The sequence below is a fragment of the Clostridium sp. AM33-3 genome (assembly GCF_003480315.1).
Taxonomy (GTDB): Bacteria; Bacillota; Clostridia; order Lachnospirales; family Lachnospiraceae; genus Brotaphodocola.
Genome location: NZ_QUIV01000003.1, coordinates 120,567 through 136,173, shown reverse-complemented (window position 1 = coordinate 136,173; position 15,607 = coordinate 120,567). Strand labels below are relative to the sequence as shown.

General features: G+C 51.2%; 14 protein-coding genes. All 14 read left to right on the top strand.

Going from position 1 to position 15,607, the window contains the following annotated elements; genetic code table 11:
* Positions 1–93 precede the first annotated feature (93 nt).
* The 14 genes from DW819_RS02990 to DW819_RS02925 all read left to right on the top strand — a co-directional run bounded on the left by DW819_RS02990 (position 94) and on the right by DW819_RS02925 (position 15,563).
* Positions 94–732, top strand: coding sequence for an ECF transporter S component (locus tag DW819_RS02990; RefSeq protein WP_118732000.1), 639 nt, complete (start codon positions 94–96; stop codon positions 730–732).
* 143 nt (positions 733–875) lie between these two features.
* A complete protein-coding gene (locus tag DW819_RS02985) occupies positions 876–1,931 on the top strand; it encodes an L-threonylcarbamoyladenylate synthase (RefSeq protein WP_118731999.1) in 1,056 nt (351 codons plus the stop codon).
* A gap of 99 nt (positions 1,932–2,030) precedes the next feature.
* Entirely contained in the window at positions 2,031–2,531 is a 501-nt protein-coding gene (locus tag DW819_RS02980; RefSeq protein WP_118731998.1) for a dCMP deaminase family protein, read from the top strand.
* A gap of 1 nt (position 2,532) precedes the next feature.
* A complete protein-coding gene (locus DW819_RS02975) occupies positions 2,533–4,368 on the top strand; it encodes a DUF4080 domain-containing protein (RefSeq protein WP_118731997.1) in 1,836 nt (611 codons plus the stop codon).
* Entirely contained in the window at positions 4,365–5,075 is a 711-nt protein-coding gene (locus DW819_RS02970; RefSeq protein WP_118731996.1) for a 3'-5' exonuclease, read from the top strand. Before DW819_RS02975 ends, DW819_RS02970 begins: the two co-directional genes overlap by 4 nt.
* 263 nt (positions 5,076–5,338) lie before the next feature.
* On the top strand, positions 5,339–6,874 hold the full coding sequence (locus tag DW819_RS02965) for a VanW family protein (protein ID WP_118731995.1): 1,536 nt from the start codon (positions 5,339–5,341) through the stop codon (positions 6,872–6,874).
* A 90-nt stretch (positions 6,875–6,964) separates the two neighbouring features.
* The gene (locus DW819_RS02960) at positions 6,965–7,543 is read left to right on the top strand and encodes an AIR synthase-related protein (protein ID WP_243025522.1); all 579 of its coding nucleotides are present in this window, start codon (positions 6,965–6,967) and stop codon (positions 7,541–7,543) included.
* Between the two features lie 55 nt (positions 7,544–7,598).
* Positions 7,599–8,081, top strand: a complete 483-nt coding sequence (locus DW819_RS02955) for an Lrp/AsnC family transcriptional regulator (protein ID WP_118531135.1) — start codon at positions 7,599–7,601, stop codon at positions 8,079–8,081.
* Positions 8,078–9,253 (top strand): aminotransferase class I/II-fold pyridoxal phosphate-dependent enzyme, encoded by a 1,176-nt coding sequence (locus DW819_RS02950; protein ID WP_118731994.1) that lies wholly within the window; start codon positions 8,078–8,080, stop codon positions 9,251–9,253. Before DW819_RS02955 ends, DW819_RS02950 begins: the two co-directional genes overlap by 4 nt.
* Before the next feature lie 5 nt (positions 9,254–9,258).
* On the top strand, positions 9,259–9,759 hold the full coding sequence (locus DW819_RS02945) for a tRNA (cytidine(34)-2'-O)-methyltransferase (RefSeq protein ID WP_118531139.1): 501 nt from the start codon (positions 9,259–9,261) through the stop codon (positions 9,757–9,759).
* A 311-nt stretch (positions 9,760–10,070) separates the two neighbouring features.
* Positions 10,071–11,189, top strand: a complete 1,119-nt coding sequence (locus DW819_RS02940; RefSeq protein WP_118731993.1) for an ABC transporter substrate-binding protein — start codon at positions 10,071–10,073, stop codon at positions 11,187–11,189.
* Between the two features lie 139 nt (positions 11,190–11,328).
* Positions 11,329–12,408 carry an ABC transporter ATP-binding protein gene (locus DW819_RS02935; RefSeq protein ID WP_118731992.1) on the top strand — a complete coding sequence of 360 codons (1,080 nt, stop codon included), beginning with the start codon at positions 11,329–11,331 and terminating at the stop codon, positions 12,406–12,408.
* Complete coding sequence (locus tag DW819_RS02930) at positions 12,402–14,054, top strand: iron ABC transporter permease (protein ID WP_118731991.1); 1,653 nt, start codon at positions 12,402–12,404, stop codon at positions 14,052–14,054. The genes DW819_RS02935 and DW819_RS02930 overlap by 7 nt, the downstream gene beginning before the upstream one ends.
* 69 nt (positions 14,055–14,123) lie before the next feature.
* Complete coding sequence (locus DW819_RS02925; protein ID WP_118731990.1) at positions 14,124–15,563, top strand: phosphoglucomutase/phosphomannomutase family protein; 1,440 nt, start codon at positions 14,124–14,126, stop codon at positions 15,561–15,563.
* Positions 15,564–15,607: the final 44 nt, after the last annotated feature.

The following is a 15,607-nucleotide window of genomic DNA, read 5'->3' as shown; positions in this document are numbered from 1 at the left end:
ATTCCCCCGGATAGCGATATCCGGGGGTTTTTGCGTTTCACACGATTCCTCTGAATAATGAACTTAACCAATCTATTTCAGGAGGAAAAAGATATGAAAGAAAAACTGCTTACAACGAAAAATGTGGTATTAATGGGAATGTTTGGTGCCCTTGCCGGCGTGCTGATGCTTTTTGAGTTCCCACTTCCGTTCCTGGCACCGAGCTTTTACGGGCTGGATGTCAGCGAGGTTCCGGTGCTGATCGGAACATTTGCCATGGGACCGGTGGCAGGCGCCATTATGGAGGTAGTAAAGATTCTGGTCAAGCTGGTATTAAAGCCGACCAGCACCGGTTTTGTGGGTGAGTTTGCGAACCTGGTCATTTCCTGTGCCATGGTCATTCCGGCAGGGCTGATCTATAAGATTTCCCACACCCGCAAGGGAGCCATGACCGGCCTTGTGGCTGGAACAGTTCTGATGGCTGTAGTCGGAGTGGTAGCCAATGCACTGGTTATGCTTCCGTTCTACTCCAATTTTATGCCGATGGAGACTATCCTGGCAGCAGGCGCAGCCATCAATCCGGCAGTTGGAAGCGTATGGACCTTCGCATTCTTCTGCGTGGGACCGTTTAACCTGGTGAAAGGTGTTGTAGTGTCGGTAGTAACATCTCTGGTTTACAAGCGTGTCAGCGTTCTGATCCACAGCGTGGGAAACCATAAGGCTGTGAAGAACAGCAATCAAATAAATGCATAGCAGAATCCTTTCTGACGCCCCGCGGTGTGCCTTGCACCAAGGGGCGTCTTGTGCTATGATAAGGCAGAATCCGTTACAATTTGTGCATGCATGAACGGTAATGAACATACCGATATAAGCGCAGCTGCAAAGAAGGTAGAAACATGAATACAAAACTGATAAAAATAGAAGATACAAAACAGATCAAAAATGAGGAGCTGGCAGAGGCCGCGCAGATTCTGCGGGATGGCGGACTGGTTGCATTCCCAACGGAGACCGTATACGGGCTTGGAGCCAATGCCTTAGATGAGGCTGCGGCAAAGAAAATCTATGCGGCGAAGGGACGTCCGTCAGACAATCCGCTGATTGCGCATATTTCCTGCCTGGAGGAATTAAAACCGCTGGTGGCTTACATTCCGGAAGCAGGAAGAAAGCTGGCAGAGGCATACTGGCCGGGGCCGCTCACCATGGTATTTCCGAAGAGTGACATTGTGCCTTATGGAACCACGGGTGGCCTGGATACGGTGGCAGTCCGCATGCCGAGTGACCCGGTAGCAAACCGGCTCATCAAGCTGGCGGGAGTTCCGGTGGCAGCACCGAGTGCCAATACCTCCGGAAGACCGAGTCCGACTACGGCACAGCACGTATGGCAGGATATGGAAGGCAAGATTGAGATGATCCTGGATGGCGGTCCGGTGGGAATCGGCGTGGAATCCACCATTGTGGATGTCTCCGGCGATGTTCCGACGCTGCTTCGTCCGGGGGCCATCACCATGGAGATGCTGCGGGAGACTGTAGGCAGAGTAGAGATCGATCCGGCTATTCAGGCACCGCCGAGCGCAGACCTGCGGCCGAAGGCACCGGGCATGAAGTACCGCCACTATGCACCTCATGCGGACCTGCAGCTGGTAGAGGGTGAGACGGACAGAGTAGTGGAGGTCATCAATAATCTGGTAAAAGAGAAGCTTGCAGAAGGCAAAATGGTTGGTGTGATATGCACGGATGAGACAAGAGTGCGTTATCCGCAGGGTGAAGTCCGCAGCGTGGGACTGCGCGCGAAGGAGGAGACCATTGCCCACAATCTGTTCGCCGTGTTAAGGGAGTTTGATGATCTGAATGTGGACTGCATTTATTCGGAAAGCTTTTCCAAGGATCATCTGGGGCAGGCTATCATGAACCGTCTGACGAAAGCGGCAGGCTATCATATACTGAACGTATGAGATGACAGAGAATAGAACAAGCGAAAAAGAGATATTCCCTGATGCGATGACAGGAGCAGGGCACTGTGATAATGAGAAAGAAACGGGAGGAAGCGTACGATGAGCAATTCCAAGAAACGTGTGGATTATATTTCCTGGGACGAATATTTTATGGGTGTGGCGGATCTGTCCGGACGTCGTTCCAAAGACCCCAATACCCAGGTGGGAGCCTGCATTGTCAGTCAGGATAACAAGATTATGTCTATGGGATATAATGGGTTCCCGAAGGGTTGCTCCGATGATGAGTTCCCGTGGGGACGTGAGCAGGAAGCAGACGATCCGTACAGCACCAAATATCTGTATGTGACCCACAGTGAGCTGAACGCCATCTTAAATTACCGGGGAGGAAGCTTGGAGGGCAGCAAGATTTACGTGACTCTTTTCCCGTGCAATGAGTGTGCAAAGGCTATCATTCAGGCTGGAATCAAGACCATCATCTATAAGGAAGATAAATATCCGGATTCTCCGTCCGTGCGGGCATCCAAGCGCATGCTGAATGCGGCAGGCGTGCGGTATTACCAGTACGACCAGACCGGAAGAAAGATAGAGATTGACGTATAAGATGAAGTTTTTACTGACGGCGATCAACGCCAAATACATTCACTCCAATCCGGGAGTGTACAGTTTAAAAATGTTTGCCGAGTCTCAGGGCGCGGCAGAAGCAGTGCAGGGAGACCAGGATCCGCGAGAGGATGGTCTCCCTTGCGCACCCTTTGTAGAGATTGCAGAGTACACCATCAATAACCAGATGGAACTGATTTTAGAAGATATTTACCGGAGAAAGCCGGATATAGTAGGAATTTCCTGCTATATCTGGAACATTGCCTATGTGCTGGATCTGGTACGGGACATCCACAAGGTGCTGCCAGAGGCAGATATTTGGCTGGGCGGTCCGGAGGTTTCCTATGATGCGCCGGAGCTTCTCGCCCGGGAACCGGAGGTATTCGGTGTCATGAAGGGCGAAGGCGAGGAAATGTTCGCAGGGCTTCTGGATTGTTACCGGACGCTGGGATGCACAGTGCGGCAGATGCAGCGTTTAGGGCGGAGAAGTGCTCCGACAGGTTCTGCATGCGGTAAGGATGCCGCAGCAGAAGCGCCGGATGAAGCATGCACTGCGGAATTCTGGTACCGCATGTCTCAGGTGGCAGGCCTGACCTATCACGGTGCGGATGGGAAACTCTGCGACCAGCCTGTCCGCCCGGTCATGGACATGAGCCGGATTCCGTTTCTGTATCCGAGTTTAAAAGGATTTGAAAACCGCATTGTTTATTATGAAAGCAGCCGCGGATGTCCGTTTTCCTGCAGCTACTGTCTCTCCTCCATTGATAAGTCTGTCCGTTTCCGGGATCTGAAGCTGGTGCTTCCGGAACTGGACTTTTTCCTGGAAAAGAAGGTGCCGCAGGTTAAGTTTGTGGACCGTACGTTTAATGCGAAAAAGAGTCATGCCATGGCAATCTGGAAGCATATTCTGGAGCATGACAACGGTGTCACCAACTTCCATTTTGAGATTACGGCAGATCTTCTGGATGAGGAAGAGCTGGACCTGATCAGCCGGATGCGGCCGGGGCTGATCCAGCTGGAGATTGGCGTGCAGAGTACCAATCCGGATACGATTAAGGCAATCCGGCGCAAGATGGATCTGGACCGGCTGCGCTATGTGGTAGAGCGGATCAATGCCGGAAAAAATGTGCATCAGCATCTGGATCTGATCGCGGGTCTGCCCTTTGAGGATTATGACTCATTTGGCCGATCCTTCAACGATGTCTATTCCATGGAGCCGGAGCAGTTTCAGCTGGGATTTCTGAAGGTTCTCAAAGGCTCCTATATGCATGAGAAGGTGCCGGATTATGATCTGCAGTACCGGGGAAAGGCACCCTATGAGGTGTTGTCCACAAAGTGGCTTCCATACAGTGATGTGCTTCGCTTAAAGGGCGTGGAGGATATGGTGGAGGTGTATTACAACAGCCGTCAGTTTATGCGGACATTAAAGCTATTTGAACAGGAGTTTGACGGAGCATTTGCCATGTACGAGTATATGGCCGGGTATTATGATGAACAGCATCTGACTGGTCTGAACCACAGCCGCCTGGCGCGTTATGAGATCTTTCACGACCTGATCAGCAGGAGGGCGGAGCCGGAGCGGATGAGCATGTTTGAGGATGCGCTGATGTGTGATCTGTATCTGCGCGAAAATGCGAAGAGCCGGCCGTCTTTTGCTTTGGCGCAGGCTCCTTATAAAGAAGAAATCCGCCATATGGTTCCGGAACTGCGGACCCTGGGAACCCAGGTGCACGCAGAAGTCCTGCGGTCCGGAGAGGTTCTGCTGTTTGATTACCGGGAGAAAGACCAGCTGAACCATAACGCGAAGGTGACGGTGCTGGGGAGGACAGATGTATGATAAACAGCTATATTGCCCTGGATCTGGAAACTACCGGCTTAAATCCGAAGCAGGACAAAATCATTGAGATTGGAGCGGTGCGCGTGGAAACCGGGCAGGAAACCGGCCGGTTTCACACCATGCTGAATCCACACAGGGAACTGGAGGAGCGGATTACGGAACTGACAGGCATTGCCTGGGATATGTTGAAAGATGCCCCCGATATTGTGGATATTCTTGAAGAATTTCTTGCTTTCTGTGGAGAACTTCCGCTGCTTGGCCATCGCATTATTTTTGATTATAGTTTTGTCAAACGGGCTGCTGTAAATCAGGGACTGTCATTTGAAAAAAATGGTATTGATACCCTGACGATCTGTCGCCGTTTTATGCCTGCGGAGGAGAGTAAGCGTCTTGGCGCGGCCTGTGCCTTTTACGGGCTGACTCAGGAGAGTGCCCACAGGGCGTTGGGAGATGCGTTGGATGCCCATCGGCTCTATCAGAAACTGCTGGAAAAGCACGGAGCAAAGGCTCCGGAAATCTTTGCCGCAAAGCCGCTGATCTACAAGGTAAAACGGGAACAGCCGGCCTCCAAAAAGCAAAAAGAGGACTTGCGGTATTTACTAAAATATCATAAAATAGATTTACCTGTGCAGATTGACTACCTGAGCAGGAATGAGATCTCCCGTATCACCGATCAGATCATATCCCGGTACGGAAGAATCCGGTAATTCAGTATAACAAAAAACAGAAATCTGCCCGCAGAAATAAACGGCGGGCAATATTTTTAGAATTTAAGAAGAGGTGAATTTTATTATGATGAACATGCATAACAATAAAAAAGCCCGTGTGATCATGGGTGTTGTAATTGTAATCCTGATCCTGGCTATGGTAGCACCGATGGCATTATCTGTTATGATGTAAAGTGACCGGAACACCGGCCAAAGCGCACGAACGCAGCATTACAGCAGAATGCAGACAGAGGGAGAAGATTATGAAAAAGAGCAGTGTGCTGGGAGGTCTGGCCTTTGCAGCAATACTTGGAAGTGTGTTTACATTTCCGGCCTACGCGAAAGAGAAGACCTTTCCGGAAGGCATTTACGCAGGTGAATTTGCGCTTGGCGGACTGACAAAGGAGCAGGCAGAGACAGAGTTTGCCGATTATCTTTCCAGTCTGGAAGAGCGCAGCGTGACGCTGGATGTGGCAGGAAACGGGCTGGAGACTACCGCAAAGGATCTGGGCTACGCCTGCAAAAATGAAGATGCGCTGCAGGAAGCAGAGGAGTACGCCGCAGGCGGCTGTCTGATCCGGCAGTACATGGAGCGCAAAGATCTGGAAAAGGAGCCGGTGCACATTTCGCTGGATGCAGGTGTAGATGAAACGGCGGTTCAGAACTTTGTGAATGAGCACTGTTCCGGTCTCCCGGGTGAGCCTCAGGATGCTGTTATCACCCGTGTGAATGGAAAATTCGAGATCACACCGGAGCAGAGCGGCATGGCGGTGGATGTAAAGGCCACCATAGAAAAGCTGAATGAGGAATTGGGAAAAGAAACCGATGCAGTCAGCGTGGAAGCCGTTGTGACGGAGCAGGAGCCGAACATCAAAAAAGCAGATCTGGAATCCATTTCCGATGTGCTGGGGACCTGCACCACGGCTTATGCCAGCAGCGGGGCATCCCGTTCCGGCAACATTGCAAACGGCGTGTCCAAGATCAACGGCCATGTGCTGATGCCGGGGGAGACCTTATCCGGTTACGAGTGCATGCATCCGTTTACCATTGAGAATGGGTACTTTACGGCAGCGGCTTATGAAAACGGTCAGGTCGTGGACAGTGTAGGCGGCGGTGTGTGCCAGATTGCCACAACGCTGTACGATGCTTCTCTGGCTGCAGAGCTGGAGATTACCCAGCGGCAGAACCATTCCATGATCGTTACGTATGTAAAGCCGTCTATGGATGCGGCCATTGCCGGTACTTATAAAGATATCAAGATTACCAATAATTACAGTACCCCGATCTATATTGAGGGAACTACAGCAGGCAAGACGCTGACCTTTACCATTTATGGCAAGGAAACCAGACCGGCGAACCGCAAGGTAGAGTATATTTCCGAGACCCTGAGCAAGACAGATCCGGGTGCACCGCAGCAAAAGGTAGATCATTCTTTAATGCCTGGGCAGACGAAAAAGGTCCAGTCCGCGCATATCGGTTACAAATCCAGACTGTGGAAGGTGGTAACGGTAGATGGTGTAGAAAAAGAACGCACGATTCTGCACACCGACACATACAACCCATCAAAAGCCATTGTTCTGGTGGGACCAGCCGCTCCGGAGGTCCCGGCAGCAGTAGAAAATCCGGCGCAGCCGTCAGAAACTACACCGGAACAGGCGGCACCTGCAGAGACTGCGGCACCGCAGCCGTCCCAGAGCCAGGTGGTAGGACCGGGAGCGGTAAGCCAGCCGTCAGAGAACTCTTCCGGCGGACCGGGCGCAGCGCCGGCTCCTGAGGCAGAGGGTCCTGGGGAGCAGTAAAAGAACTCATGTTTTTGAACAAGTACGGCAGCAGAAGCGGTCAGATGTGTCTGCGGGTGCAGGAATCCGCTGTGAAAGGTTTGAATTGATATGATGCGAAAGATTGAGCGCGAGAACACGGGCCTTCTGCAGGCCGGACAGGATCTGGTTGTGGCAGGCTATGCGGGACTCGCTGGTACAATAAAGCTGGCGGAGGCAGCAAAGGAAGAGCTGTCCCGCTGGTTTTCCGATGAATATATGGAAGAAATTGCAGACGCTGCGCCGCTTTGCCCGGTAAGTCCGGAGTTTTGGCACTCCTGCGGTGCGGCAGAATGGGAACCGGCAGGTGAGGGCGGCATTTTAACCGCAATCTGGAATCTGACCGGAGCTTATGAGACCGGCGTAGAATTTTATCTGCGTCAAATTCCCATGCGGCAGGAGACCGTGGAGGTCTGCGAGCGGCTGGAGTTAAATCCTTACCGGCTTTACAGCCTGGGGTGTGTGCTCCTCACAGCAGACAACGGCGGGCAGCTTGTCCGCATACTGGCAGAAAATCATATTCCGGCACAGGTTATCGGCCGGGTGAACAAAGGCATTGCACGGGAAATGATCGTGCAGGAGGGACGGGGCTTTCTGGAGCGCCCGCAGCCCGATGAAATAACGAAAGTGATTCCCGATTTTTTCAAGTAAAAAGAAGAAATCGGGATTCCACATAGATACAACTATACAAGGAGGCAATCAAAAAATGAGAGAGAAAATTTTGGCGGTAATCGAAAAGAACAGCAGAATCGATATCCATGACCTGGCGATTCTTTTAGGGGAGAGCGAAGTCGCGGTCGCCAATGAGATTGCCGAGATGGAGAAAGAGCATATTATCTGTGGTTATCACACCCTGATCAACTGGGACAATACCAGTGAGGAAAAAGTGGTTGCGCTGATCGAGGTAAAGGTAACTCCCCAGCGCGGCATGGGCTTTGACAAGATCGCGGAGCGCATTTACCAGTACAGCGAGGTGAATGCAGTGTACTTAATGTCCGGTGCTTTTGATTTCACCGTATTTATCGAGGGCAAGACCATGCGCCAGGTAGCACAGTTTGTTTCTGACAAGCTGGCTCCGCTGGATTCTGTTTTAAGCACTGCAACCCATTTTGTACTGAAAAAATATAAGGACCACGGAACCGTTCTCTGCGATGAGGTCCAGGATGAAAGGATGCTGATTACCCCGTGAGAAACCCATTAAATGAAAAGATCGTTTCCATCCCGCCGTCCGGGATCCGAAAATTTTTTGATATCGTAAGTGAGATGAAGGATGCGATTTCCCTTGGTGTGGGTGAGCCGGATTTTGACACGCCGTGGCACATTCGCGAGGAGGGCATCTACTCTCTGGAAAAGGGACGTACCTTTTATACCTCCAACGCAGGTTTAAAGGACTTAAAGATTGAGATTCACAACTATCTGGAGCGCCGCTGCAATATCTGCTATGACCCGGACCATGAGATCATGGTGACAGTGGGCGGCAGCGAAGCCATTGATGCGGCTATGCGCGCCATGATCGATCCGGGAGATGAAGTGCTGATCCCGCAGCCGAGCTACGTTTCCTACACGCCGTGCTGTGTGCTGGCAGACGGTGTCCCTGTGCCGATCGAGCTGGAGGAGAAAGACCGCTTCCGCTTAACTCCGGAGAAATTACTGGAAAAGATCACCCCGAAGACAAAAATCCTGGTGCTGCCGTTCCCGAACAACCCGACCGGTGCCATCATGGAGAGGGAAGATCTGGAGAAGATTGCTGAGATCATCCTTGAGAAAGATATGTTTGTTATTTCAGATGAGATTTACTCAGAGCTGACCTATGCGAAAGAGAATCATGTATCCATTGCATCTCTGCCGGGCATGAAGGAGCGCACTGTTCTGATCAATGGTTTCTCCAAAGCCTTTGCCATGACCGGATGGCGTCTGGGCTATGCCTGCGCGCCGGAGGTGATCTTAAAACAGATGCTGAAGATCCATCAGTATGCCATCATGTGTGCACCGACCACCAGCCAGTACGCTGCAGTGGAAGCGCTGCGCAATGGCGATGAAGACGTGCAGCACATGCGTGAGTCCTATGACCAGCGCCGCCGTTTCCTGATCAATGCGTTTGAGGAGATGCATCTGGACTGCTTTGAGCCACAGGGTGCGTTCTATATGTTCCCGAGCATCAAGCGGTTTGGCATGACCTCTGAGGAGTTTGCGACCCGCCTGTTGCGGGAGGAAAAAGTGGCAGTTGTGCCGGGAACCGCCTTCGGCGACTGTGGAGAAGGATTCCTGCGCGTATCCTATGCCTATTCCTTAAAGAGTCTGAAGGAGGCCTTAAGCCGCATGAAACGGTTTGTAGACCGTCTGGACGGAAAAACGGAGTAAGAAAGATGAACATTGTATTATTTGAGCCGGAAATGCCGATGAATACCGGAAATATTGGCCGTACCTGTGTGGCTACCAACACCCGTCTGCACTTGATTGAGCCTTTGGGCTTTAAGCTGAATGAGAAGGCTGTAAAGCGTGCCGGACTGGACTACTGGGATAAGCTGGATGTTACCGTGTATTCCGACTTTCAGGATTTTCTGGACCGCAATCCGGGGGCGAAGATCTACATGGCTACTACCAAAGCGCCGAAAACCTACACTGAGGTTGAGTACGAGCCGGACTGCTATATCATGTTCGGCAAGGAAAGTGCCGGAATCCCGGAAGAAATTCTGGTGGAGCACAAGGAAAACTGTGTGCGCATTCCCATGTGGGGCGATATCCGTTCCCTGAACCTCTCCAATTCGGTGGCGATCGTGCTGTATGAGGCACTGCGCCAGAACGGATTTGAGAAGATGAATATGGAAGGCCATCTGCACCGGCTGCACTGGAAAGATGAAGTGTAAAGCAATTACAGAATCAGAGCGAATGATAAGAGAGGATCTGCCTGCGGGCAGGTCCTTTTTGCTGTGGCGGTATGTGTCTGCAAGCAGGATTGCGAATGGATAAATAGTGCACAAAAGAATGCGATGAAATACAAATTTATTATACAAAGTTCAGAATTACAAAAGAAAAGTCAGAAATATAAATGGAAAAATGAATAAAACAGTCCTATAATAAATACATCAACAAGGGAAAATGACAGCTGCTCATTCGCTCACAGCTTCATTCCCGGAGAACGTGACATCAGCAAGAACGTGAAAAGGAGAGAGGTATTATGAAAAAACGTTGGTTTGCAGCATCGTTAGCGGCACTTATGGCTCTGAGTATGACCGCATGCGGCGGCGGAAAGGCAGCAGAGACAACAGCAGCACCGGCAGAGACCAAGGCCGAAGAGACAAAAGCAGAGGAATCTAAGGCCGAGGAAGCTTCCAAAGAGGAAACGGCCGAGAAGGCTCCGGAAGATTATACCGGCAGTGTAGTCGTATATTCCCCGCATGACGCAGATCCGCTGAATGCAGGTGTAAACCTATTCATGGAGAAATATCCGAACGTAAAGGTTGAGGTGGTAGCAGCCGGAACCGGTGAGCTTTGCAACCGAATCGCGGCAGAGTCCGCAAACCCGATCGCAGACGTACTGTGGGGCGGCGGTGCAGACTCACTGGCAGCATTTAAGGAGTACTTCCAGCCGTATGTATGCGCAAACGATGAATTTATCGGCGATGCATACAAAGACCCGGATGGCCTGTGGATCGGCGAGAGCCCGCTTCCGATGGTTATCTTCTATAACAAAGACTTAATTGAAAAAGATGGTTTAACCATTCCGGAGTCCTGGGAAGACTTAACCAAGCCGGAGTGGAAGGGTAAAATTGCTTACTGTCTGCCGTCTAAATCCGGTTCCGCATACACCCAGCTGTGCACCATGATCCTTGGACATGGCGGCAAGGAAGCCGGATGGGATTTCATCAAGAAGCTGTATGACAATCTGGATGGCAAGATCGTTGACTCTTCCGGTAAGTGTCACAAGATGGTAGCTGACGGTGAGTTCTATGTAGGAATTACCATTGAGAAATCCGCAATCAAATACGCAGATGATCCATCCGTTGGATTTGTATATCCGAAAGACGGCACCAGCGCAGTTCCGGATGGTGTTGCACTGGTTAAGGGATGCCCGAACGAAGAGAACGCAAAGCTGTTCATTGATTTTGTTACTTCAAAAGAATGCCAGACTGAGCAGAGCCAGAACTGGGGACGTCGTCCGGTTCGCAGCGATATGGAAGTTGGCGATGGCATGGCGAAGCTGGATGACCTGGTATTAGTTGATTATGACTTTGACTGGGCAGCAAATGAGAAGGAAGCCAATATCGAGCATTTCAATGATATCATGGTAGATTAATTTTAAGAACACCGGCAAAGAAAATGCAAACACTGAATCGTGAGATACAGCAAGTAAACAGCTGAGCGAAAACGGAAAGACTGCCTTGCCCCAAGCGGGCGGGCAGCCTTTTCGGTTATGAAGGAATGGAGGAATGAATATGAGTCATGCAGTTATCATAAAAAAAGCCGTAAAAAAATACGGGAATTTCACTGCGTTAAATGGAGTGGACCTGGAAATCCGGCCGGGTGAGTTCTTTACCCTGCTTGGACCTTCCGGCTGTGGAAAGACCACCCTGCTTCGTATGATCGCGGGATTTAACAGCGTGGACGGTGGTGAGATCTGTTTCGATGACAAGGTCATCAACAATCTGGAAGCGCATAAGCGTGATATTGGCATGGTATTCCAGAATTATGCGATCTTTCCGCATCTGACGGTAGCAGAGAACGTGGCATACGGACTGAAAGCAAAGAAATGTCCGAAGGATCAGATACCGGGCAAGGTGGAAGAGGCACTGGAACTGGTCCAGATCGGCCAGTTAAAGGACCGAAAGCCGAACGAGCTTTCCGGAGGCCAGCAGCAGCGTGTGGCACTGGCCAGAGCCTTTGTGATTGAGCCGGGCGTTCTTTTAATGGATGAGCCGCTTTCCAACCTGGACGCGAAGCTCCGCGTGCAGATGCGGACCGCCATCAAGAAGCTGCAGAGAAGACTCGGCATTACTACCATTTACGTTACCCATGACCAGGAGGAAGCACTGGCTATTTCGGATCGGATTGCCGTCATGAAAGAAGGCAATATCATGCAGGTGGGAACGCCGGAAGCCATTTACAAGAAACCGGAAAACACCTTTGTAGCCGGATTTATCGGCGTGTCTAACTTTGTGGAGTGTGAGGTGGATGGCAAAAATCCGGAGGCGGCGGTTTTAAATGTCAAGGATGAGTGCAGCATCACCTGTAAGTTAAAAAAGCCATTTACCGGCAAGGGCATCATTTCCGCAAGACCGGAGCAGCTGTTCTTTGACAAGGAAAACGGACTTCCGGGCAGGATCGTGATGTCCACCTTCCTGGGCGATTTCATTGAGTATGAGATTGAGCTGAACAACGGACAGACCCTGCAGCTCAACGAGTACACCAAGGATGTGCAGATGGTGCGCCCGGATGGCGAGCAGGTGAAGGTCAACTTTGACATCAACGCAGTGGGCGTATACGATGCGGCAACCCAGGAGGTGATTTCATGGTAACATCCCGGAAAAAACTGGATTTCTGGTTCTGGGTCAAGGTGGTAGTGATCGGATTTATGCTGATCTTTTTGATCTATCCGTTTTGCACCCTGATCACCCGAAGCTTCTTTTCCAACAAGACGGCCGGATTCACCTTTGAAAACTACATCCGGTTTTTTACGAAGAAATATTACTATTCGGCGCTGGGACGAAGCCTGTTTGTATCGATTGTGACCACCTGCACCACGCTTCTGGTAGGAGTCCCGATCGCATATATCATGTCCCGCTATAATGTATTTGGCAAGAGCTTCATTCATATTTTTATTATCATGAGTCTGATGAGCCCGCCGTTCATCGGTGCCTACAGCTGGATCATGCTGTTTGGCCGTGCAGGTTTTGTGACAAGGCTGTTTGCCAATATCGGGATCCATCTGCCGAGTATTTACGGCAAGCTGGGAATCATCCTGGTATTTACGTTTAAGCTTTTCCCATACGTGTATCTGTATACATCAGGTGCCATGGGAAGCATTGACTCCAGCATTGAGGAAGCGGCAGAGAACCTGGGCAGCAACAAGCTGCGCCGTCTCTTAACCATTACCCTTCCGGTTGTGGCTCCGTCCATCGCGGCAGGCGCGATCATGGTATTCATGACCAGCCTGGCAGACTTCGGCACCCCGATGCTGATCGGCGAGGGCTATATGGTTCTTCCGGTTCTTGTATACAATGAGTACATGAGTGAGATCGGAGGAAATGCCCATCTGGCAAGTGCCCTTTCTGTTGTGGTAGTACTCTGCTCCACCACTGTTCTTCTGGTTCAGAAATATTTCGTGAGCCGCAAAAACTATGTGATGACTGCCATGCGCCCGCCGAAGGAAGAAGTTCTTCACGGTGGAAAGCGTTTCCTGGTTACCCTGCCGGTACTGCTCGTTACTCTGATCGGTATTATGCCGCAGATCGTGGTGATCGTCAGCAGCTTTATCAAATGTGATTTTACCGGATTCCAGAAGGGCTTCAGTCTGGACAGCTATGCAACGATCTTCAACCGTCTGTGGACCAATATCCGCAACACCTTCGTATTCTCCTCGATCGCGATCGTGTTCATTATCATCCTGGGCATGCTGATCTCTTACATCGTCGTGCGCCAGAAAGGGCTGGCTGGCCAGCTCATGGATCTTCTGATCATGTTCCCGTTTGTCATTCCGGGCGCTGTCCTCGGTATCAGCCTGATCGTTGCCTTCAACAAACAGCCGGTGATCTTGACCGGTACCGCTATGATCATGATCATTGCGTTTATTGTCCGCAAGCTGCCTTATACCGTCCGTTCCGGCAGTGCATTCCTGCAGCAGATGGATGTGAGCGTGGAAGAGGCTTCCATCAGCCTGGGTGTATCCCCGATGAAGACCTTTGTAAATGTGACTGCCAGACTGATGGCACCGGGAGTTCTCTCCGGCGCGATCTTAAGCTGGATCACCTGTATCAATGAGCTGTCCTCCAGCGTTATGCTGTATGGCGGCAAGACCAGCACGATTTCTGTTGCGATCTACACGGAGGTGGTACGAAACAGCTTCGGTACCGCGGCAGCGCTGGCCTCCATCCTGACGGTCAGCACTGTGATTTCCCTGCTGATTTTCCTGAAAGTCAGCAAGGGCAGGGTATCGGTTGTCTGATCCGGAAACAGCTACAGCGTTCGGCGGTCTGAGAGGCCGCCGGAGCTCTTATAAAAGAGAGGTGTGGTTATGATAAAATTTGGCACTGGTGGCTGGAGAGCCATCATTGGCGAAGAGTTTACGAAAGAAAACATTCAGAAGCTTGCACTGGCCATGTCTTTGAAAATCAAGGCAGAGCATGTGGAGGACAAGCCGGTGGTGATCGGTTATGACCGGCGTTTCCTTTCCAAAGAGGCTGTTATCTGGTCCTGTGAAATATTGGGGCAGCAGGGAATCAGGGTGCTGTTTGTGGACCGCAGTTCCCCGACCCCGCTCATCATGTTCTATGTGATGAAGCATGATCTCAGCTATGGCATGATGGTAACAGCCAGTCACAATCCGGCTATCTACAACGGTATCAAGGTATTCACAAGAGGCGGCCGCGACGCAGACGAACATCAGACAGCAGATATTGAGAAATATCTGGAGCAGGCAGAGAAACTCTACGTGCCGGATCCGGAGGAGAACGGACAGATGCCGCCGCATGCATACCAGGAACTGGTGAAGAGCGGCCGGGTGGTGGAGATGAACCCGATGAATGAGTATCTGGACAACATCATTTCCCTTATCAATCTGGATGCCATCCGGGAGCGCGACCTGCGTATTGCCATTGATCCGATGTACGGTGTGAGCCTGACGGCGCTCTGTACGATCCTTTCCATTGCCCGCTGCACTGTTGAGACTATCAATTCCCAGCATGATACGCTGTTTGGCGGCAAGATGCCGGCTCCGACAGAAAGCACGCTGCGCAGCCTCCAGAATTATGTGCTGGACCGATACTGTGACATCGGTATTGCCACCGATGGTGATGCGGACCGTTTGGGTGTGATTGATGATAAGGGACATTACCTTCACGCAAATACCATTCTGGTCATGCTGTATTATTATCTGCTGAAATACCGCGGCTGGCGCGGCCCGGCGGTGCGCAACCTGTCTACTACCCATGTGCTGGACAAGGTGGCAGAGAGCTTCGGCCAGAAATGCTATGAGGTGCCGGTGGGCTTTAAGTATATTTCCGCAAAGATGCAGGAGACCGATGCTATCATTGGCGGCGAATCCTCCGGCGGTCTGACAGTAAAGGGCCATATCCATGGCAAGGATGGTATTTACGCGGCTTCCCTTCTGGTGGAGATGATGGCAGTCAGCGGCAAGAAGCTTTCTGAGATTGCTGAGGACATCCGCAAGGAGTACGGCGAGATCCACATGGAAGAGCGCGCGTACCGTTTCACGGCAGAGGAAAAGGAACGCATCCACAAGACCCTGATGATGGACCAGGCATTGCCGGAGATCCCATTTGAGATTGATCATGTTTCCTACATGGACGGCTGCAAGGTTTACTTAAAAAATGGAGGCTGGGTCAGCGCCCGGTTTTCCGGAACGGAACCGCTGCTTCGCATCTTCTGCGAGATGCAGACGGAGCATGAGGCTGTGCTGCTCTGTGAAGTATTTGAGAAGTTTTTGGGACTGTAAATGTCCTGCAAAATCTCCGTTTTTCCGGGATTTCTGCTATAATA